Origin of the sequence: Novosphingobium sp. AAP83, assembly GCF_001295795.1 — a bacterium.
Lineage (GTDB): Bacteria > Pseudomonadota > Alphaproteobacteria > Sphingomonadales > Sphingomonadaceae > Novosphingobium.
The window spans coordinates 1-1211 of sequence record NZ_LJHY01000033.1; the positions used below are offsets into that span (position 1 = coordinate 1).

A 1211-nucleotide genomic window follows, 5' to 3' on the forward strand; every position below is an offset into this window, starting at 1 on the left:
GTCGGCATGAAATACTATTATAGTATATAGAGAATCACTACTGAGACACAGAGTGAGAAGGATTACAAAGTGATCTAACTACAGAATGTAGTTACCATAACATTCTATAGACAACAATATAAAGATAATATGCTATAAGAGCTATGGGTCTCTAAAGGCATACCATCACAGAGATATGATCAAAAAAAGATGATCATAGAAGCCGTAATCGATACCATCAGAGATAAATAGTGTTGCTGCCATTGGTAGTGACATTCTGTCTCTATGTGTATCGATCAAAAGATCGAATTCACCACAGACATTTCACCGACATTCAAAGGATGGATTCCGCCCTTATAGACAGTCATACCTTCAACACACCTAAACATAAGTCTCTATGAAAATGAATCACAAGCAAACCATAATCAGTCAATACAATAAGAACATATCATCATACATAGATACAGGTAATTACAAGCCATATCTCATTACCACTATGTTCAATATGGCAAACCATCTACCAGATTGTGTAGAAGGTGATCTTCTCAATCGCATAAAGCACATAAGGCATTCTGACCCGTCATCATGTGTTTTGCCAGCACTCTACACGCAACTCAGTGATCATAGATTCAAGATCAACAGGTCTTTGAACCATAGGATTTATGAGAAGGATATCACTGTTCGAAGACTGAATTTTGTATGGAAGCAGTATGATATCTTCCAAACTCATATGGTCAAAACCCTCATTAAAAACGCTGGCAGGTCGAACAAAATCAAACTCTACCCAAAAAGTTGGGATTTTATCGATGTGTCTGGTTCGAAGCGTGGCAACCATGTGTGGGATGATGACTTCAGCATCCATCTCCATAGCATTTATCTGATACAAAATGAGATTGCTGAAAAGTTTGAAGGCTTGATGGCTGGTGGTTTCAATGAAATTTTATGGCATCCCAAGCTTTCTGGTGTGCGCCGTGTTCACGGTGAAACCATTGGTTCAGAGCCAGATGATATGGCTAACGTGATTGAGTATGCCAGCAAGTTTGCGATGGGTATCGATCCGTTAAAGCAGAGAGACGATCTGCCTTTGAGCTTCCAGTTCCCTATCACGGGTGAAGAGCGTTTGCTGAAACGAAAAGTGGCTCAGGATATTGCGGCTGCTTGATCACCTGTATGGAAATCGTTCGGTTTTGAGCCTGTTGTCGTGAGTGTATCGAATATTAGGATTCGACTTA

General features: G+C 40.0%; 1 protein-coding gene. It reads left to right on the plus strand.

All coding sequences use genetic code 11. The features are described from left to right. Positions 1–625 precede the first annotated feature (625 nt). The gene (locus tag IP81_RS15575; protein WP_197274664.1) at positions 626–1141 is read left to right on the plus strand and encodes a hypothetical protein; all 516 of its coding nucleotides are present in this window, start codon (positions 626–628) and stop codon (positions 1139–1141) included. Positions 1142–1211: the final 70 nt, after the last annotated feature.